Annotated in this window: 17 protein-coding genes and 1 pseudogene; 14 read left to right on the plus strand and 4 right to left on the minus strand. The window is 30.7% G+C overall.

Features of this window, described 5'->3' with window-relative positions; all coding sequences use genetic code 11:
• The first annotated feature begins 12 nt into the window (after positions 1–12).
• The 8 genes from CPJCM30710_RS15240 (at position 13) to CPJCM30710_RS15275 (ending at position 7,408) form a co-directional block, all read left to right on the plus strand.
• Complete coding sequence (locus CPJCM30710_RS15240; RefSeq protein WP_212905023.1) at positions 13–1,233, plus strand: M20 family metallo-hydrolase; 1,221 nt, start codon at positions 13–15, stop codon at positions 1,231–1,233.
• Positions 1,234–1,259: 26 nt separating this feature from the next.
• Positions 1,260–2,024 (plus strand): (S)-ureidoglycine aminohydrolase, encoded by a 765-nt coding sequence (gene allE / locus CPJCM30710_RS15245; RefSeq protein WP_212905024.1) that lies wholly within the window; start codon positions 1,260–1,262, stop codon positions 2,022–2,024.
• A gap of 56 nt (positions 2,025–2,080) precedes the next feature.
• Entirely contained in the window at positions 2,081–3,022 is a 942-nt protein-coding gene (locus CPJCM30710_RS15250; RefSeq protein ID WP_212905025.1) for a 2-hydroxyacid dehydrogenase, read from the plus strand.
• A 15-nt stretch (positions 3,023–3,037) separates the two neighbouring features.
• A complete protein-coding gene (locus CPJCM30710_RS15255; RefSeq protein ID WP_212905026.1) occupies positions 3,038–4,291 on the plus strand; it encodes a M20 family metallo-hydrolase in 1,254 nt (417 codons plus the stop codon).
• Between the two features lie 130 nt (positions 4,292–4,421).
• Positions 4,422–5,234: a substrate-binding periplasmic protein gene (locus CPJCM30710_RS15260; RefSeq protein ID WP_212905027.1), complete on the plus strand. Its 813-nt coding sequence runs from the start codon at positions 4,422–4,424 to the stop codon at positions 5,232–5,234.
• Between the two features lie 26 nt (positions 5,235–5,260).
• Positions 5,261–5,914, plus strand: coding sequence for an amino acid ABC transporter permease (locus tag CPJCM30710_RS15265; protein ID WP_212905028.1), 654 nt, complete (start codon positions 5,261–5,263; stop codon positions 5,912–5,914).
• Positions 5,911–6,654: an amino acid ABC transporter ATP-binding protein gene (locus CPJCM30710_RS15270; RefSeq protein ID WP_281413994.1), complete on the plus strand. Its 744-nt coding sequence runs from the start codon at positions 5,911–5,913 to the stop codon at positions 6,652–6,654. Before CPJCM30710_RS15265 ends, CPJCM30710_RS15270 begins: the two co-directional genes overlap by 4 nt.
• A 199-nt stretch (positions 6,655–6,853) precedes the next feature.
• Entirely contained in the window at positions 6,854–7,408 is a 555-nt protein-coding gene (locus CPJCM30710_RS15275; RefSeq protein ID WP_212905029.1) for a class I SAM-dependent methyltransferase, read from the plus strand.
• 665 nt (positions 7,409–8,073) lie between these two features.
• Here CPJCM30710_RS15275 and CPJCM30710_RS15280 read toward each other — a convergent pair.
• Positions 8,074–8,913 carry a CPBP family intramembrane glutamic endopeptidase gene (locus tag CPJCM30710_RS15280; protein ID WP_212905030.1) on the minus strand — a complete coding sequence of 280 codons (840 nt, stop codon included), beginning with the start codon at positions 8,911–8,913 and terminating at the stop codon, positions 8,074–8,076.
• A 594-nt stretch (positions 8,914–9,507) separates the two neighbouring features.
• Here CPJCM30710_RS15280 and CPJCM30710_RS15285 point away from each other — a divergent pair.
• Positions 9,508–10,368 (plus strand): tyrosine-type recombinase/integrase, encoded by an 861-nt coding sequence (locus CPJCM30710_RS15285; RefSeq protein ID WP_212905031.1) that lies wholly within the window; start codon positions 9,508–9,510, stop codon positions 10,366–10,368.
• Positions 10,307–10,963: pseudogene (locus CPJCM30710_RS18320) on the plus strand (IS91 family transposase); the annotation flags it as partial. The gene CPJCM30710_RS15285 and the pseudogene CPJCM30710_RS18320, both read left to right, overlap by 62 nt.
• Before the next feature lie 313 nt (positions 10,964–11,276).
• Here CPJCM30710_RS18320 and CPJCM30710_RS15295 read toward each other — a convergent pair.
• Entirely contained in the window at positions 11,277–12,158 is an 882-nt protein-coding gene (locus CPJCM30710_RS15295; protein WP_212905032.1) for a LysR family transcriptional regulator, read from the minus strand.
• 186 nt (positions 12,159–12,344) lie between these two features.
• Here CPJCM30710_RS15295 and CPJCM30710_RS15300 point away from each other — a divergent pair, with 186 nt between their 5' ends.
• Together CPJCM30710_RS15300 and tnpB are read left to right on the plus strand one after the other, a co-directional pair.
• Positions 12,345–13,691 (plus strand): Na+/H+ antiporter NhaC family protein, encoded by a 1,347-nt coding sequence (locus CPJCM30710_RS15300; RefSeq protein ID WP_212905033.1) that lies wholly within the window; start codon positions 12,345–12,347, stop codon positions 13,689–13,691.
• Between the two features lie 60 nt (positions 13,692–13,751).
• Complete coding sequence (tnpB, locus tag CPJCM30710_RS15305) at positions 13,752–14,903, plus strand: IS200/IS605 family element RNA-guided endonuclease TnpB (protein ID WP_407645002.1); 1,152 nt, start codon at positions 13,752–13,754, stop codon at positions 14,901–14,903.
• A 148-nt stretch (positions 14,904–15,051) separates the two neighbouring features.
• Here tnpB and CPJCM30710_RS15310 read toward each other — a convergent pair whose 3' ends face one another.
• Positions 15,052–15,282: a DUF3892 domain-containing protein gene (locus CPJCM30710_RS15310; RefSeq protein WP_212905034.1), complete on the minus strand. Its 231-nt coding sequence runs from the start codon at positions 15,280–15,282 to the stop codon at positions 15,052–15,054.
• Positions 15,283–15,739: 457 nt separating this feature from the next.
• Between CPJCM30710_RS15310 and CPJCM30710_RS15315 the strand changes: the two genes are divergently transcribed.
• Positions 15,740–16,486, plus strand: coding sequence for a CPBP family intramembrane glutamic endopeptidase (locus CPJCM30710_RS15315; RefSeq protein WP_212905035.1), 747 nt, complete (start codon positions 15,740–15,742; stop codon positions 16,484–16,486).
• Between the two features lie 312 nt (positions 16,487–16,798).
• Positions 16,799–17,377 (plus strand): hypothetical protein, encoded by a 579-nt coding sequence (locus CPJCM30710_RS15320; RefSeq protein ID WP_212905036.1) that lies wholly within the window; start codon positions 16,799–16,801, stop codon positions 17,375–17,377.
• 184 nt (positions 17,378–17,561) lie between these two features.
• Here CPJCM30710_RS15320 and CPJCM30710_RS15325 read toward each other — a convergent pair whose 3' ends face one another.
• Positions 17,562–18,407 (minus strand): hypothetical protein, encoded by an 846-nt coding sequence (locus CPJCM30710_RS15325; RefSeq protein WP_212905037.1) that lies wholly within the window; start codon positions 18,405–18,407, stop codon positions 17,562–17,564.
• Between the last annotated feature and the right edge of the window lie 1,011 nt (positions 18,408–19,418).

Genomic DNA, 19,418 nt, shown 5'->3' on the forward strand with positions numbered 1-19,418 from the left:
GTGATAAATAGTATGATGAACGAAATTAAATTAAACATAGAAAAACATCTGAAAACTTTAAGTGGATTTACATCTACTATTAATAATGGTGTTACCAGATTTCCTTTTACAAAGGAAGCAAAAGAAGCAACAGAGTATTTAAAAAGTGAAATGGAAAAGATAGGTTTAAAAACAAGGGTGGATGAGTCAGGAGCCGTTATAGGAAGATTGGAAGGAAAAGAAAAAAGGTCAATTATTATAGGCTCTCACTATGATAGTGTAAAAAATGGAGGAGAATTTGACGGTATTGCTGGAGTTGTTTGTGGAATGGAGGTAGCAAGATTACTTAAAGAAAAAGATTTTATACCTAAGTATTCATTGGAAGTAATAGGTACAAACGATGAAGAAGGTGCCAGATTTAAATCAGGATTTTTTTCAAGTAAGGCAATGCTTGGTCAGCTTTCAGTTTCTGATTTGAAAAATCTCAAAGATGCAGATAATGTAAGTATATATGATGCAATGAAAGAATATGGCTTAGATCCTGAATCAATAAATAATGCTGCAAGAAACTTAGATGATATAAAAGGTTTTATAGAAATACACGTTGAACAGGGGCCGGTTCTTGAAAAACATCAAAAAGATATAGGTATAGTAGATACCATTGTAGGAATGCAAAGATATATGGTAAATATAGATGGACGAGCAGATCATGCAGGTACAACCCCTATGGATATGAGAATAGATGCAGTAGAAGTTGCTTCCAAAATAATATCAAATATCGGAGATTTCGCTAGGCTTTACAAAGATGCAGTTGCAACAGTAGGAAGCATAAAGGTTTTACCAAATGAGATTAATACAATTGCAGAAAATGTAGCCTTCAGTATAGATATAAGAAGCACTGATCAGGAAAGTATAGATTCTATATACAAAAAAATAGTGAACTTGATAGAGCAAACAACTAGTAAATATGATTCAAAATTCTCAATTACTAATACTTTGTCTGTGAAGCCGATAAATATGAATGAAAAATTAAAAGAAAGAATTGAGGATAGCTGTAAGAAAAGAAAGTTTTCATATGAGCATATAAACAGCGGTGCAGGACATGATAGTCTTCCCATGGCAGAATCAGTAGATACAGCTATGATATTTGTTCCAAGTAAAGAAGGAAGAAGTCATTGCAAAGAAGAGTTTACCAACTATGAGCATCTGGCAAAAGCTACTTTAGTAGCACTGGATGTAATAACTGAAATATAAATAAAAGATATGTGAGGCGAGATAAAATGGGATATCCAAAAGATTTATTATCAACAAGAGCAGTAGTTAAACCAGGTTTGTGGGCTGTAATACCGAAAGAGGGACTTGTAAATAATGTAATACCTAATATTAAAGATTGTAAGGTAAGCATTGTGGCTTCACCGAAAATGGGAGCAAGTTTTGTACAGTATATTGTAGATGCACAAACAGGGGGAGGGACAACATCACCCTTTGCAAAGGAAGAAAAAGTTGAAAGTTTTATTTATGTTGTCAATGGAAGTGTAGAAGTTGTAATTGATAATGAAAAGTATATATTAAATGAAGGTGGATATGCTTTTGCACCGGAAGGGAAAGGAATTAGTTTTAAAAATATTGGTGCAGAAGTTTCCAAGCTACTTTTATACAAACAAGTATACATTAAATATGAGGGTGCAGAAGCTAGAGTTGTAGTAGGAAATGCAAATGATATTGAATATAGAATTTATGATGATATGGCAAATGTCTTTATAAAAGACTTACTGCCTACAGATATTGGATTTGATATGAATATGCATATTTTATGTTTTGAACCAGGCGGATGTCATCCATTTGTTGAAACTCATGTACAAGAACATGGAGCTTACATATTAAGCGGACAGGGAATGTATTTAATGGATGATACTTGGATGGGAATAAAGAAAGAAGACTTTATGTGGTTTGGACCATATGTGCCACAATGTTCCTACGGTGTAGGAACAGAAAATTTTGCGTATATTTATTCAAAAGACTGCAATAGAGATGTAACTTTATAATGAGTAAATAAATAAAATTTGAAAATATAAATTTAACATAAAAGGAGAAGAAAAAAATGAAATTAGTGATTTTAGAACCATTAGGAGTAAATAAGGATAAATTATTAGGTATGGCAAAGGACGCTTTAGGTAGCGATGCAGAAATCATATATTATGATACAAGGGTAGAGGATACTGAGACATTGGTGGAAAGAAGTAAAGAAGCTGATGCTGTTGCACTTTCAAATCTTCCTTATAAGAAAGAGGTAATAGAAAAATGTCCAAATTTAAAAATGATCTGCGTTGCTTTTACAGGGGTTGATCATGTTGATTTGAACTATTGTAAAGAAAGAGATATAACAGTATGTAATTGTGCTGGATATTCCACAGTTGCAGTTGCAGATTTAGTATTCGGTATGGTGATTTCTCTTTATAGAAATATTATTCCTTGCGATAAGGTAACAAGAGAAGGCGGAACAAAAAATGGTCTAGTTGGATTTGAATTAGCAGGGAAGAAGTTTGGAATCGTAGGTTCAGGTGAAATTGGCATAAGAACTGCAATGATTGCAAAAGCTTTCGGATGCGAAGTATATGCTTACAGCAGAACTAAAAAAGATATTGAAGGTATTAAATTTGTGGATCTAGATACTTTAATGTCAACTTGTGATATAGTATCACTTCATGTTCCTTTAAATGACAGCACTAAGGGACTGATAAATAAAGAAAAGCTAGCGCTAATGAAAGAAAGTGCAATTCTTATTAATACAGCAAGAGGACCTGTTGTAGACAGCAATGCATTGGCAGAAGCATTAAACAGCGGTAAAATTGCAGGCGCAGGAGTAGATGTGTTTGAAGTTGAGCCTCCAATACCAACTGAACATGTTTTATTTGGAGCAAAGAATTTAATAGTAACACCTCACGTTGCTTTTGCAACAGCAGAAGCTTTTGAGAAAAGAGCTGTTATTGTATTTGATAATATAAAGAAATGGATAATGGGAAAACCACAAAATGTAATGTAAGAGCAGGTGAATATTATGCTGAATAGAGCGAAAGCAGAAAATATACAGAATTGGATAGAAAAAATCAACACCTATAATTCTACTCCGGAGTTTGGGACAACTAGAGTACTTTTTACTGAACCCGAGATAGCAGCCAGAGAGTATGTAAAAGATGAGATGAGAAAGCTAGGACTTGCTGTTAGAGAAGATAGTATAGGTAATATATTTGGGACACTGGTAGGAAATAATCCAGAACTTGCACCGGTTTGGACAGGATCTCATATAGATACTGTGCTTAATGCAGGAATGTTTGATGGAATGGCAGGGGTCGTAGGTGGTATGGAGGCACTTAGACTTATAAAAGAGTCAGGAGTTAATTTTGACAGAAGTATTGAAGTTATTGTATATACCTCTGAAGAACCTACAAGATTTGGACTATGCTGCTTAGGAAGCCGAGCTATGGCAGGACACTTAACCTTAGAGGATACAAAAAAGTTAGAGGATAAGGATGGAAAAACTCTAGAATCAGTGCTAAAAGAATTAGGATATAATCTAAATAAGTTTGAAGATATTCCTGTGAAAAAAGGTGAAGTTTTTGCAGCTGTAGAGCTTCATGTTGAACAAAATAATAAACTCGAGAAGAAAGGCTTACCTGTTGGTATAGTAAAGACAATTTGTGCACCTACAAACTTTACAGTAGAAGTAACCGGATGTCAATCCCATGCCGGAGGCACATCCATGGAAGACAGAAGAGATGCTTATGCTGCTAGCTGTGAAATTGCTTTAATTTTAGAAGATCTTGCTCTTAAGTGTAGCAGTGAATATAATACAGCAACTGTAGGGAGAGTAGAGGTTATTCCAAACGCCGTAAATGTCATCCCAGGAAAGGTTAGATTTTCTATTGATATTCGTGATTGTGAGTTCGAGACAAAAGTCGAGCTTATAGAAGAATTAAAGAAAGAAATAAGGAAAATTGAAGATAAAAGAGGCGTTCAGGTTAAGCTTATTAACGAAAATAATGATATTCCTATGAAATGTGATGCCACTATTTTGAATATATTAAGAAATAGTTGCGAAGATAAAGGTATTCCATATGATGTTATGATAAGCGGAGCATATCATGATTCGATGTTCGTAGGAGAATTTACACCTGTAGCTATGGTATTTGTACCAAGCAAAAATGGAATCAGCCATAGCCCAGAAGAATGGACAGATTTTAAAGACATTGCATTAGGTGTAGATGTGCTGGCAAAATCTTTATTGGAATTGGCAAATAAAAAGGAATTATAGAGGTAAGCTATATGCTGCAATGGTGCAGAACTAATAAAATAGGTCTGCGCCATTTTTAGTTTTCTTTATATATGTTTTAGAAATAGTTAGGCAAACCATTTTAAATCAAATGAGGAAAGGAAGATTAAATATGAAAAAGTATAAAAAATTACTAGGAATCATATGTATGACAGTTTTTTTAGGAGCAATAACAGCAGGATGTGGACAGAAGGCTGCAGAAGAACAAGTAGGAACTAATAGTCGTATTGAACAAATTAAGAAAAATGGAAAGCTAATACTGGCAACAGGAAACTATAGACCTTTTGAATATCATGATGAAAAAACTAATGAAGTAGTAGGATATGACATCGATGTAGCAAAGAAAATTGCAGATAAAATTGGCGTACCATTAGAAGTAAGGGATATGCAGTTTACAAGTTTAATCCCTACATTACAAAATGGACAGGCAGATATTGTAATTGCTGCAATGTATATTAATGATGAAAGGAAAAAAGTTATAGATTTTGCAGAACCATACATGAAAACAGGACAAGTTGTTGTAGCGAGAAGGGACAACAACGATATTAAGAGTGTAGATGATTTAGAGGGTAAAAAAGTAGGTGCTAAGTTTGGTGCAAGCAGTGCAAAAGTGGTACAAGAAATGATAGACAAAGGAAAAAAGATAGAGCTTAAAACTTACAAGACTAATGAAGAATATCTAGCAGATTTAGAAAATGGAAGATTAGATGCTGGTGTTAGTGATCTATTATATCAGTTAGAGTACAATAAGACTCACCCTAATCTAAAAGTTATTGGAGATCCATTTACTAAAGATGAACTTGGAATTGCAGTGAAAAAAGGAGATAAAGAATTAGTAAACTTAATCAATAATGTAATAAAAGAAATGAACGAGTCTGGTGAGACAGATAAACTTTATAATAAGTGGATTTCAAATGTTAAATAAAAAAATCTACATGGAGGATAAGTAATATGAATCTAGATTATTCAATTATATTTGATAAGTATGACATTTTTCTTAAGGGAGCGTTAGTAACCTTAGAGATTTCAATAATTTCTTTAATATTAGGAACGATATTGGGAATAGTGTTTGCACTATTCCGAATATCCTCTAATCCAATTTTATCTGGATTAGCAGGAGTTTATGTATGGATTGTTCGTGGAACACCACTTTTAGTGCAATTATTTATTTTGTATTTTGGACTTCCTCAGATTGGAATTAAGTTATCACCAATGGTTTCAGGTATAGTAGGGTTATCCGTTAATACCGGAGCTTATATTGCAGAAATAATACGTTCAGGAATACAAGCTATTGATCATGGACAGATGGAAGCAGCTCAATCTTTAGGAATGAGTTATCCTAAGGCAATGATTAGAATTATTGGTCCTCAAGTAGCTAAAATATGTGTACCATCTCTTGTAAATCAATTTATTATGAGTTTAAAAAATTCATCTATGGCTTCTCTAGTAACCATTTCAGAATTGTTTCGTGCAGGAGAGCAGTTGATTGCTACAACTTTTAGAAGTTTTGAAGTATATACAACAGTTGCAGTTTTATATTTAGCTATGAATTCTGTTTTTATGGTAATTGCAAATATGTTAGAAAAAAGGATGGGTAAAATATGAAGTATATAAAAAAATATATTATAGAAATGAAAGATGTGTATAAGAAGTTTGGTAATTTAGATATATTAAATGGCTTTAATTTATCTGTTTCAGAAGGGGAAAAGGTTGTTATATTGGGACCAAGTGGATCTGGAAAAAGCACTATCTTACGTTGTATTAATCGTTTAGAAAAAATACAAGGAGGTACGATAAAATTTGAAGGTAACGAAATAAATGATAAAACTAATTTATGTGAATTAAGAACTCATATAGGTATGGTTTTTCAAAGATTTAATTTATTTCCACATAAAACGGTTCTAGAGAATGTAATTGAAGCACCTATTCATGTAAAAGGAATATCCCGTAAGGAAGCAGAAGATCTTGGTATGCATCTATTAGAAAGAGTAGGGTTAGAAAGTAAAAGAGATGCTTATCCAAAACAGCTCTCAGGAGGACAACAACAAAGGGTAGCTATCGCTAGGGCATTAGCAATGAAACCTAAAATCATGTTATTTGATGAACCTACTTCTGCATTAGATCCTGAATTAGTAGGAGAAGTGTTATCAGTTATGAAATCATTAGCGGATGAAGGAATGACTATGATAGTGGTAACTCATGAGCTAGGATTTGCACGAGAGGTAGCGGATCGAGTTATTTTCATGGATAAAGGAGTAACGGTAGAAGAGGGAAGTCCAAATCAATTCTTTGAAAATCCTAAACAAGAAAGAACGAAGATGTTTTTAAAGCGTATAAAACATTAGAATGATGCTTTTGAATTTAGAAGAATATTACTTGATACCTTTAGGTACATAAATAATAAAGCAGGAGGATCCTTAGATAATGGGGGTTCTCCTGCTTTTGTTTTGTTTACGAATATAAATGGTTGTATAATAATGTATAGAAGTTAAATTGCTATAAATATTAAGAAAAAACTTGTATATAGTAAAGGAGATGAGTTAATTGAATGATAATAGGATTAATAAATTTGAAAATCCAATAAGGATAGCGGAGCTTAATCCAAAGAATACACTAATAAAAGCAGGGTTTAAAGATAATATGGTACTATGTGATATTGGTGCTGGCACGGGTATATTTTCTTTTCCAGCCACACAAATTAGTAGCAGTAATATTTATGCTCTTGAAATATCAGATAGTATGATTGAATTACTAAAAAATAGAATGACTGAGCGAAATACTAAAAATCTTAAAATTAAGAAGGTTGATTCAGCTGCACTTCCATTAGATAATAACAGTTGTGATATGACTATAATGGTAACAGTATTACATGAGGTAGAAGATAAGGAATTTATGTTAAATGAGATAAAGCGAGTTTTAAAAGAAAAAGGAAAGCTTATGATAATAGAGTTTCATAAAAGAAAAACACCAATGGGTCCGCCAATTGATCATAGGATATCTGAAGAATTTGTAGAAGAAATATGCAATAGTAACGGACTAAAAACCATAGATAAATTTTCATTAGGAGATAATTTCTATAGCATTGTATTTGAATGCTAATTGAGTAAAAGTATAATTTTAAAACTTCCAAGCTCTCGTGATACTTATATGCAAAAGCCTTATTTATGCGTATAAGTATCAGCTCTCTATAAAAATATGTGTGGAAAAATTTGGTGATATAAATGGTTGGAAACCTTCGAGTGCAATAAATACACTTGAGGGTTTTTGTGTGCAGTAACATATTTAGAGAATGTGGAAACAACTTTAAGTTTATTATTGTAATGTAATCATTGTTACTACTGGAATATCAGTCATATCCCATGGAAGATATGGAGGAATCATAGGAACAAGCTTTATTGGGTATTCCCATAGTGATAGTAATGTTCCGAAGTATATATTTTATAAAGTTTACGATACTAAGATAAAATTTTTAGTTCTATAAAAATATTGCGAAGTAACGTATTGCTTCTACGACGTCCTTTACTCCTACCACTTTTAATCTTCCTTGTTCATTCGGTGGGGGGTAAAGGATGTGGTGAGCCTGACCAAAGAGAAATTCTTTGCAGGCTGACCCATGAGAATTACCCTGCGAACTCTTGTGGAGAAGCTTTGTTATAAGAAGTTCATCACGGAAAGTTTAAGTTCAATTCCTTGAGGATAAACAATAAATTTTTTAGTTTCCACAAATTTAATTCTGTGATAATCCTTTTCATTAACTATTTCTTTTATGTTTGACTTTCATTAAAAGCCCTTGACGTTTTTATAATAATCGGTATTAGAGTGAATATAACTGTTTGGAATAATGCCATTCTAATGAACATTCCATTGTCCAACTCTCCACCATAATTGGTATGCAGTAGATTTAGGACTGAATTAGTGATGAAATGTGAAATCCATGGTGCCCAAATAGAATCCGTGTAGTAATACATCACACCCCATACAATCCCCATGAAAATCATAGGAATAGAGTTCATAACAAGTGCCATGATGAATCCGCTCGTACCTTCCACTATTCCGCTCTGGTACCATTTAAATGCCCAAGGTATGTGCCATAGACCAAACAGCAGACCCTGTAAAAAGATGGTCATTCTAATGGAGTACTTTTTACTGAGCATAGGAATCAGAACACCTCGAAAAAGTCCTTCTTCCATAAAGCAGTTAACTACATTACCCATCAATAAGAAAAAAGCAAACCATATCCCACCCGATACACCTGTTTTTGGATCAATGGCCGCCAACTTAAGGACGGGTCCTTTATTGCTAAACATCATAATTTCGAACAAATAACAAGCTACCAACAAGAAAGCTGTGAATATACCTCCAATGATAATAATTGATTTTTTATTGATAAAGTTAAATCCGATATCTTTAAGCGACTCTCCCACAAGTTTCACAAATATTAATACAATGATGAAACCTATTATTTTTGATACGATGATCTCTCCCCATAAATCGTCTAAATTAAACACAAAAATATCCAATAGTCTAAAGATCATCGCTATCCCAATTAGTACTAATCCAGTGATTAATGGTTTCTTCAATTTCAGTGACTTAATTAACTCCATATTATCCCCCTATCCAAAGTATCCCTATTTTAATATTAAAATCCTAAACTATTATACATCTTTTCAATCATTTTTACGTCCCATTAGTAGAAATATAACAAATAATACTACTCCTACAACTAGCATAATGAATCATTACTTTAAATCCACATAAAACACCTCCCAATCTATTTAATACTAGTGATGAATTTCTTATAACTTTGGTATTACCAACACATTTAGTTCGGTAATACTACCTAAATAGGTTATATAGGTCGGTAATTCCTTTTATATGTGTGTTCGCAAAATCAGACATAGTTGAATTAAATAAATTTTATCTTGCTTCACAATATGAGTTGGCTTGTATTTTATAATTGCGACCTAGTTCAATTATATTGAGTATATAAATAAAATATTATAATATTCGGTATAATGGAATTAAGGCGTAATTGTAGGATAGAACTAAACCGTTAAAAACGGCGGCAAGTGTAGTGGTTATAAAAAAATATAGATATAAAATAAAAGTGATATTCTCCATTTAGAGAATATCACTTTATTGTTAATAACGCTTCTTTTAATATTTATTTGAGAACTAAAATTAAAGGAGTGTTATTAATGACTGAATTAAGAATGAAAATGGAATTAGAACTAAGAGGATACAGTCAAAAGACTATAAAATATTATGTTGCTCATGTTGTTCATGTTGCTCAATTTGCAAAGTTCTATAATAAATCTCCTGAATTACTCGGTGACGATGAGATACAAAAATATCTTCATTATTGTATCACAGAAAGAAAATTAAGTGAAGGCACAGTAAATACAATTCGTGGTTCTTTAAGATTTTTTTATACCGTTACTCTTGAAAGAAGTTGGAATTCAGTAAAATTTGCTAGAATGAAGGAAAAAAGAAAGCTCCCTGCGGTACTTTCTCAATCAGAGGTACAATCAATTCTTGATTGTACTACTAACTTAAAACATAAGGCGATACTTACTACTATTTACGCGGCCGGCTTACGCGTAAGCGAAGCAGCAAAGCTAAAAATAATTGATATTGATAGTAATAACATGCAAATAGTAATCAGGAATGGTAAAGGGAAAAAAGATAGATACTGTATTTTATCTAATGCAAATTTGGAACTACTTAGAGACTATTGGCTAGAATATAAACCTAAGGACTTTTTATTTCCTGGCAAAAAGCCCAACTCTAATATTACAGAGAGAAGTATTCAAAGAGTATTTGAAAAATCAAAAAACTTAGCAAAAATAAAGAAAAAAGCAACAGTACATACCTTAAGACATAGCTTTGCTACGCACCTGCTGGAAGCAGGAACGGATATATATCATATAAAAGAACTTCTTGGACATACAAGTATACAATCAACCACAGTTTATCTCCATTTAAGAAGAGCGGACTTTTTTTATCCCAGTAAAGGTTCTTTCAAGAAAGTTCCGTGGCAAATATTTATACTATCTTAAACGAGAATATTATGATAATAAACTGAAATTCAAGGACAATCTAAAAGATTTAGGGCATCAACATATATTTCAACGTTTCATAGACAAGCTCTATGAAAAGGAATGGGTTGTTTATTGTAAGCCTCCTTTCAGGAGTGCCGAATATGTACTTCAATACTTAGGCAGATATACCCACAGAGTTGCTATCTCTAACAATAGGATTATTCATGTTGAGAATAGACTTGTTGTATTCAAGTGGAGAGATTATAGAGATGGTAATAAGCAAAAATTTAAGACTATTACCGCTGACGAATTCATTCGAAGGTTTCTAATGCATATTTTACCTCGAAAGTTTGTAAAGATAAGACATTATGGTATATTGAGCAACCGTAACAGGATAACTAAACTTAAAAGATGTAAGTCCGTTTTAGGCGTTAAAAATACTTCAGAATCATTTAAAGATATATCTAAACTAACCGCAGCAGAGCTATTATTTAAAATAACAGGAATAAATATAGCTAAATGTCCCTGTTGTAATAAAGGAAGTATGGCTAGGAAAAGAAAAGTAGACCCTAAAATATGTTCTCCACCAGTTAAAATGGTGGAAATTGAATAGAAGAATTTATTGGGGAGGGGGAAAGTTTATCCTTTTTTAGATATATAGCAAATTATAGAAGGAAAATCTTGAAATATATAGAACTTTACAATAGGTAAAGCTGGATTTTAAAGTATAACGAAAACTTTGAAATTCCATAGCTGTTTTTAACGGCTTCGTTCTATATACCGTTTCGGACATTGAGCAGTTTGAGGTATCTTAAACTGCTGATTTTTTAAGCTCAACGTCCGAATCCGATTCTATTCATATCGCAAACTTATTGTCTATTTTCTTCGTTAACTTGACCTATGAGTTTTCAAAATACAGTATGCTGCTAGTCAGAACCTACAAGCAGTTTGCAGTTTTCTAAAAAGTGTTTGGCTGCAGATGAAAGATAATGACTTTTTTTCCATACTACTGCGGTTCTTGTTATCAAACTTGGTTCTTTAATTTCAACATACTTCAAATTTGTACTTGAAATAAGACCAATCCAGTCTTTGGGTACTATTGCTACCCCCATTCCTGTATGTGCCCATAATAATATTGTCCTTGTATCATCTATTTTCCCAAGTATCCTTGGTTCAAATCCTGACTGTTGGCATGCTTCCACTATCATTTTCTCATACCTGCGGTGTATTAATAAAGGCTTATTTGCAAGGTCTTTCATATCAATATATTTTCGGTTATTCTTCCAGAACAGGTTTCTATTGGTGGCTGCTATCATAGTCTCATTGGGTAGTAATATTGAATCATAGAGTTCTGAATTCAAAGGAGTTCGAATAATTCCAATTTCTATCACACCATTATTTAATAGTTCTAATATTTCATGTGTATGACACTCTCGTATATGAAAATTTATGCCTGGATATTGCTGATGAAAGTTATAAATCCAATTTGGTAAAAGAATATCTCCAGCAGAAGATATAGCTCCAATTGACAATGTTCCTTGAAGCCCTTCATTAAAATCCTTCAACTCTTTAATTGTTCTATCCATCAGCTCTAGCACCTGTTTAGCCCTATGCATCAACATTTCCCCAGCATTTGTTAATTGAATTTTTCGAGTACTTCTTTCCACTAACTTAACACCGAGTTCATCCTCAAGGAGTTTCAGTTGATTGCTAAGATGGGGTTGTGCAATGTGTAATTTTTCGGCTGCCTTTGTTATATTACCCTCTTCGGCTATCCCAAGAAAATATGTAAGTTGTTTTATATCCATTTACAATTCCACTCCATTATTCATACATAAATATATATAAATACAATAGGTTTTAGATATTTTAATTATATATTGGTTTTTGCTACAATAATACTTGATATTTGAAGTGCAGTCAACAGAAATAAGAGAACAAGAAATTGAAAAATGATTTAAAGTACTAAGATACTATGCTGGGGGGATGTATATATGGAAATATTTTTCGGATTTTTGGTTTCATTCTGCTTGTTAATATTTAGTGTGTTAAAAGGTATATTCATTGGTTATGCATTAATTGCTTGTTGGTTACTTTTTGCATTAATTTCAATAAAAAAAGGATATACAATAAAAGAAATCGGAGAAATGTCTTACAATGGGGGAAGGCAATCTTTTGCAGTTGTGAGAATTCTTCTTCTGATTGGTGCAGTTATAGGAGTATGGATGGCTTCAGGAACAATAGCAGCCATTGTTTATTATTGTTTAAAGTTTATAACTCCTTCTTTATTTATTTTTTCATCATTTATAATCTGTTGCGGAGTATCATTTTTATTAGGTACTTCTTTAGGAAGCGTAAGCATAGTTGGCATACCTTTAATGATAATAGCAAGAAGTGGAAATATAAATTTAAATATAGTAGCAGGTACTATTATTGCCGGTGTTTACTTTGGAGACAGATGCTCTCCATTGTCTGGTAGTGCTGCTTTAGTTGCAAGCTTAACTAAAACAGACATATTTACTAATATAAAAAACATGATTTATTCTTCAATAGCTCCATTTTCACTTTCGCTAGTTTTTTATTACATTTTGTCGATTTCACAACTATTGAAAGACATGAATAATAATTTATCATATGAGCTTTTGGGAACATTCAAAATACAATTTATTATATTACTGCCAGCTATAATTATATTTTTACTTTCACTATGCAAATTTAAAATCTATTTTTCTGCTTCTATTAGCGTTTTTATAGCTTCTGTGATTGCTGTACTTTTTCAAAATCATCAGTTTAAAGAGGTAATTAATTCTATGATTTTTGGATTTCAAACAAGCGAAAATAGTCCCTTACATAATATTTTAAGGGGTGGTGGTATTATTTCAATGCTAAAACCAAGTTTGGTAATGCTTGTTTCCTGCTCCCTTTCAGGTATATTTAAAGGGATAAAAGTATTTGATAATTTTAAAAATATAGTTATGAGTAAGCAGTTAACAAGACATAAATTATTCAGTATAACCTCAATAGTGAGTATTATAACTGCAGCGTTCGGGTGTAATCAAACAATTAGTTCTGTCATGACTAATGAAATTATGAAAGACTGTTATGAAGACATTGACAAATATCAATTTGCGTTAGACCTCGAAAATTCTGGGATATTAATTGCTGCACTCATTCCATGGAATATTGCTGCACTTGTGCCTACAACAACTTTGAATGTAAGCACAATAGGATATATCCCATATGCATTTTATTTGTATATATTACCTATTGTATATTTTATTCATGATATTTCAGAACACTCAACCTTCTTCAAGGTGGAGATGGATAGCAATAAATTATAACCATTCGATATGGTTATAATTTACCTAGAGTTGGTAAATGCTATAAACGAGGTGATTAAATTGCAAATTGCTTTTAAATATAGAATATATCCTAATGAAGTTCAAGCTATAATGCTTAATAAATCCTTTGGCTGTAATAGATTCATATTTAATTATTTTTTAAACCATAAGAATGAACGATATAAAGAAACTAAAATGGTAGTTTCTTATAACGAATGTTCTAAGTTACTTACTAGTCTAAAGTTTAATTTTCAATGGCTTAAAGAAATAGATAGTATATCACTACAGCAAACTTTAAGAGATTTAGATAGAGCATTTAAGAACTTTTTTAAGGGTTATGGATTCCCTAAATTTAAAAGCAGACATAATCACTTCCATAGTTATAGAACCCAAATGGTAAATGATAATATTCAAGTTAAAAATAATAAAATTAAACTCCCTAAAATAGGTTGGGTAAAGCTTAAATATCATAGACCACATAAAGGCAAAATTTTAAATGTTACTATAAGTAAAACTAATACAGGGAAATATTATGTATCCTTATGTTGTGAAACTCCAGATACAGAAAAGCTCCAAAGACTTAATACTACTCTTGGAATAGATGTAGGAATTAAGTCCTTTTGTGTCACTTCAAATGGTGAAATAATTGATAATCCTAAGTTTCTTGAAAAGTATTATAAAAAACTTTTGAAGGCTCAGAGAAGGTTATCAAGTAAAACTAAAGGAAGTAAAAATTTTTACAAAGCTAGAATTAAACTAGCTAAGGTTCATGAAAGAATAGCTAACTGTAGGCTCGATTTTCTCCATAAGCTAAGCTCAAGATTAATCAGCGAAAACCAAGTGATTTGTCTTGAAAATCTTAAGGTAAAAAGTATGCTAAAAAACAGCAAGCTATCAAAATTAATTAGTGATGTAAGTTGGTCTAAGTTTAGGCAGTTACTAGAATATAAAGCTAAGTGGTACGGTAGGATTGTATCAATAATAGATACTTACTACCCTTCAAGTCAACTTTGCTCTAATTGTGGGTTTAAAAATGAAGAAGTTAAAAATCTAAATATTAGAACATGGGAATGTCTGAACTGTAAAACTAGACATCATAGAGATATAAATTCAGCTATAAATATAAAAAGAGTAGGGTTGGTACAATCCGATTTTAAGCCTGTGGAGATAGTAGGTTACGAGGTCTTTGAAGCAGGAAGCTCCTACTTCTAAAGTAGGAGTGGTTCACTAACTGGTTATCTAAAGACTAAATAAAAAAGGATATATTATGCATGGTATAATATATCCTTTACCCCTATCTATCAATATTTTTTTTCATCTAGGTATTGATAAAAAAATTTACATGGTTTTTGATTAAAGCTTAAAAATTTGGTTTATTGTCTAGATTATCACCTTCATCCCCATTAGGATTGCTTCTTAAGTACTCTCTACCATTTTTTGACTTTCCGACGTTTACGCCCTCTATTAAATCATCCTTTGCCATCATTATTGCTTCGTCTATTGAATATACATTCCCATTTTCAAGCATTACATCAGTTATATCTCCATGAGGATTTTTCTTTACCTTTATAACTTTAGATTTATCATTCATACTAACACCTCACCTATATTTTTTGATATCACTTCGTGAAGTTTCTTTTTAATATTATCTGTAGTAATCTTACGTACTATTCATATATTATTCAATAACAACTTAATAACTAAAGTAAAAACCTACACTAAAATATTAAATGTATAAACGAATAACTATTAATTATTTAATTGGAACGTTTTTGATAACCTATATAATGTGGGGACTTATTATTATTACATATCACAAAAAGAACAAGGGCAGACATATAGAAATTGAGGATAAACTTGATTTGTAATTATGTTATAGTATTATTAAGGATTGCAATAATCACAGGTTTGGAATTATTACAATCTTGTAAGAGGTTATGAAATAGTATAAACAAATATTTACGATATAACTGTCAGAAATATCGCAGTCTAAATGTGATATTTTTTATATTAATAAACAACATTAATTTTCAATGGGGGGATTTAATGTGTTAAAGAGAAAGGATATATTTACAGTTAACTTTGATGAAAGTGTAAAAGATTTTAAATTTAAAGATGGAATTATGTCAATAATTTATTATCTTTATTACATGATAATTATTTATTTATTTGGATTATTAATGTTTAAAACTAATATTTATGAGAATCTTGCAAGTTATTTTAATATTAATAATCAACAATTTTATATGGATATTTTCTATATACCTTTAACTATTTTACAATTAATACCGATTTTTATTTTAATTAAGATTAGAAAACAAAATATTAAAAGTGTAGGGTTAAAAACCGATAAAATTTTTAAATCAATGTTCTTGGGAATTGTGTTTTCTATACCATTTATCACTCCAACAATAATCAATGCAATAAGTCGAGGAAAAAATATAATAAGTTTAACAAATTTGATTTGGTTATTTTTATACTTTTTTATAGAAATTGCATTTGTTGAGGAACTTAGTTTCCGAGGATTTATACAAACAAGAATTCAAGGGTTAATAAAGGTAAAATGGCTAAGTATAATAGTTGTGGGAATTATGTTTAGTTTAATGCATATACCATTTCAGGTGATTAAAGCTAATATACCATTAAATGAGTTTATAATTAACGATTCGATTCATTTAATATTTACCTGTGTTATTCATATATATTTAGTTTATTTGTATACGCGAGATAATAATATTATTTCTACATCTGTATCACATACATTAATTAATTTTATACCATCAATATTTATTTAAAAGTGAAATTGAACAAATGTAAAAAAAGTACGTTGTACTTTTTTAATGAAAAATTAATTCGTATAACTTTTGAATCCTGTAAGGTTTGTTAATCTAAACATATTTAAAAACTGCTGTGGTCGTCTCCAACAGCAGTTAAATTTTTATCATAATCTAGAGTGTTTTTTTAAAACTTTGGTATATATTAACTCATTCTTTTCTTAATTTATTTTTATAGTGTTTTTGCATCATATTTTTTAGATGTAATCATATTATGAACTATTATATTTTTATATCTAAAAAATAAAAACAACAAAGAAAGGGGTTATTTGTATGAAAAAGATTTTGGTTATAAGTCTTGTTGTCTTATCAATGAGTGCTTTTTTAACTGGTTGTCAAAAAGCAAAAACAGATTCAATTAATACAAATCAAAATGCTGCTCAATCTACAACAAATAATACTATAGTTCAGAAAGAACCTAACAGTACACCACAGAAACAAACTAATAATACAGATAAAAATAATGATTCAAAAGATGAGACAAAAACTACATCACAAGATATACAATACAAAAACGATAAATTAGGATTTTCACTTACCTTTCCTAGTGATTGGAAAGGCAAATATAGAATTCAAGAAAATGATATGAGCATATTTGTATATTTTTCTCCAAAGCAAAAAACCGATAATAGTGGTTCTGGACTTCTTTTTGCAATTATTAATAAAGCATCAAAAGACTTTAATGAAAATTTCTTCGATACAATTTCAGATAAAAAATACTTTGAAGCCAAAGGAGCTATTTATTTTATAGGAGGTCCTACAGATATAGGCTTTAATGAAAATAATCCAGAATTCAGCACATATAGAAAATTAAAATCAGAAGTACCTAATGTTATAAAAACCATTAAGTAAACTAAAACAAGGAAGCCTGTTTTTAAGCTTCCTTGTGTTGTTAATGTTAGGAATCATTTTTTCATTTTAAATATAGACTAGGTTTAAGGATAATATTCATCTGTAAATAATATATTAACAAGATGAAATTTCATTAAGTTCTCTTATTTTATATACTTAAAGCATTGCCGTTTTAACACGTTATCTAAATCTTTAAGCTTGCCCAAGAACCTAATTTTGTTTTAGTTCCTCCTGTTCGTCGCCATTGTCCAGTTAGTATTTTATGTTGCATTTCGATTTTTACCCAAAGTGCTTTATTCTGTATCCATGCTGTAAATACATATCTAGTTATAAAACTTGTCGGCCATTTAACCTTTATTTTATTATTTCTTCTGTTAATAATATATTTTTCTGTCATGATTCCATTAACCGTAGGTGTAATTTCTATCTCACATTCATGAATTATATACTTGATAGATGCAACACCTACACGTGCTTCGCCTAAATCAATATATTTCCCTTTTTCACCTGTAATAGTGCAATCCTGTATTCCTTGAAAAGAACAATCCTGTGCTTCTGGACCTGCCGATAACTCCTCCAAGCCACCTATTTCTTCAAGTAGATAATTTAAATTTCCGTAATTTACACCAGTTCTATCACTAATAATATTTTTAAATTGAACTCCATTAGTATTAGCATTATATTGTCCGAACGTGGCTGTTACAGTTCCAACTATATTTGGTAAAGTTGTTCTGATTTTCTTACCTTGCAGCTGTTGGATTTCATCTGGTGTATCTTGATACTTAGCTCTATAGTAATCTGCAATATAATTAGGTTCTAATTTCCCATAGTTATATTTTTCTGCATATGGAAAATCATATTGTTGCATATAAAGTTTCTGTTGATTCATTATGCAATTTATGCAGAGCATGCAGGGCATGTACAGCATATATGCTCTGCGTGTTTTATAATTTTCATGTTCATCTGTAAATGTCTCATTATCAACAATATAGTCTTCATTAGCACTGCTACTGTTTAATTCAAGTGCCAATTAATACACCTCAAAATAATATTTATACACAATTACATACTATTCAACTTTAAAAGTATTGTTCTTTCTATTCGTTTCAGGTTTCATATTTTTACATTAGTATTGTGTCTAACATATTAAATATTTATATTTTTATAGTACCGTGCTATTTACTTTTTAAAGAACATTGTTCTTACCTTCAATTTCAATTTTAGTACCCCTTAGTTAATGTAGGCTTTAACAAGTCAAAAAAATAAAAGAAAAGGAGGAATTTAATAATGTAGTAATATGAATGGTTAGAAGCTCTCGAGTTCAATAAATACACTTGAGGGCTTTTGTATCGGGTAACATATTTAGAGAATGTGGAAATATGAGAATATACAGAAAAATGAATGGGGTTTTCTGATATATTTAAAAATAGGTCGTTTTTAGTGGATGGGTGCTTTTTCTTTTTGCTATTAATTTCATAGCATTATAATATGTATATTGAACAAAATAATAGGGTGATACTGGGAGTAAATTCTTATTTAGGAGGGATAAATGCTATGGGTGAAAAAAAATGTTCTTCTTGTGGAAGCCAACAAGAAAAGGAAAAGAAAGAAAATAATTCTGGAACTAAACATAGTAAAAAAATAAATAAAAAAGATTGATGTTAAGATTAATTTAAAGATATTATGTTTTAAGTATGTATACACCTATATAAGATCAGTTTAGTTATGAAAAATGTAATGTAGGTTGGATAACAAAAATAGTTTAGAATTTATAGTGTAAAATTGATAGAGCTAGTTTAACCTAGCTCTTTTTAATTTACAGTTATAACGAATAAACAATATAATTATTATTAGATAAGTCGTAGTAGTAATTTTATTTACATCAAAGTATAATATAAAGCATTAGTAACTTATAATGTTACTAATGCTTTATTCAGACTGCTGACAAAGTGTCAGCAGTCTTTGTTTTTACTGAATTATGAAGTAAAATTAAAAGTATAGAATTTTATTTCATAGGAGTTATTCAAATGATACGAGAAAG

This window comes from Clostridium polyendosporum, assembly GCF_018332455.1.
GTDB lineage: Bacteria > Bacillota > Clostridia > Clostridiales > Clostridiaceae > Clostridium_AY > Clostridium_AY polyendosporum.

Bases quoted from the DNA above. Each gene is read 5' to 3' on its own strand.
- CPJCM30710_RS15285 (WP_212905031.1), top strand. From the start codon at position 9,508: ATGACTGAATTAAGAATGAAAATGGAATTAGAACTAAGAGGATACAGT.
- CPJCM30710_RS15250 (WP_212905025.1), top strand. From the start codon at position 2,081: ATGAAATTAGTGATTTTAGAACCATTAGGAGTAAATAAGGATAAATTA.
- CPJCM30710_RS15240 (WP_212905023.1), top strand. From the start codon at position 13: ATGATGAACGAAATTAAATTAAACATAGAAAAACATCTGAAAACTTTA.
- CPJCM30710_RS15265 (WP_212905028.1), top strand. From the start codon at position 5,261: ATGAATCTAGATTATTCAATTATATTTGATAAGTATGACATTTTTCTT.
- CPJCM30710_RS15320 (WP_212905036.1), top strand. From the start codon at position 16,799: ATGAAAAAGATTTTGGTTATAAGTCTTGTTGTCTTATCAATGAGTGCT.
- CPJCM30710_RS15295 (WP_212905032.1), bottom strand. From the start codon at position 12,158: ATGGATATAAAACAACTTACATATTTTCTTGGGATAGCCGAAGAGGGT.
- CPJCM30710_RS15255 (WP_212905026.1), top strand. From the start codon at position 3,038: ATGCTGAATAGAGCGAAAGCAGAAAATATACAGAATTGGATAGAAAAA.
- CPJCM30710_RS15280 (WP_212905030.1), bottom strand. From the start codon at position 8,913: ATGGAGTTAATTAAGTCACTGAAATTGAAGAAACCATTAATCACTGGA.
- CPJCM30710_RS15310 (WP_212905034.1), bottom strand. From the start codon at position 15,282: ATGAATGATAAATCTAAAGTTATAAAGGTAAAGAAAAATCCTCATGGA.
- CPJCM30710_RS15270 (WP_281413994.1), top strand. From the start codon at position 5,911: ATGAAGTATATAAAAAAATATATTATAGAAATGAAAGATGTGTATAAG.
- CPJCM30710_RS15260 (WP_212905027.1), top strand. From the start codon at position 4,422: ATGAAAAAGTATAAAAAATTACTAGGAATCATATGTATGACAGTTTTT.
- allE (WP_212905024.1), top strand. From the start codon at position 1,260: ATGGGATATCCAAAAGATTTATTATCAACAAGAGCAGTAGTTAAACCA.
- CPJCM30710_RS15300 (WP_212905033.1), top strand. From the start codon at position 12,345: ATGGAAATATTTTTCGGATTTTTGGTTTCATTCTGCTTGTTAATATTT.